Here is a 288-nt window from a genome sequence, read left to right on the forward strand (position 1 = left end):
CTGGACTAGAAACACCTCGCCACCATTGTCGCGGATGGATTCGGCCACGGTTTCGGCGGGTGCGCGGCTGGCATTGTAGTGCAGCGCGACGCGGCATTTCTGCGCCGCGTAGGCACGGGCAAGTGCTGCACCGATGCCGGTCGAGGCGCCGGTGACCAGCACTGTCTTGCCGGCAAGATCGGGGATGGCAAGTGTCGTCATGTCGGCTGGCCTCCGGGTTACCGTCTTTCGTAGTCCACTGCCGGCCTTCCGTTCAAGTGTTGGCGTTCAAGTGCGGGCGCGTTCAGG

1 protein-coding gene is annotated in these 288 nt (G+C 64.2%); it reads right to left on the bottom strand.

The window, feature by feature from the left end; all coding sequences use genetic code 11:
* On the bottom strand, nt 1-201 hold a 201-nt coding region (locus EN851_RS35750), incomplete at its 3' end, for an SDR family NAD(P)-dependent oxidoreductase (RefSeq protein ID WP_135931138.1).
* Nucleotides 202-288: the final 87 nt, after the last annotated feature.

Origin of the sequence: Mesorhizobium sp. M8A.F.Ca.ET.208.01.1.1 (assembly GCF_004791315.1) — a bacterium.
Classification (GTDB): Bacteria; Pseudomonadota; Alphaproteobacteria; order Rhizobiales; family Rhizobiaceae; genus Mesorhizobium.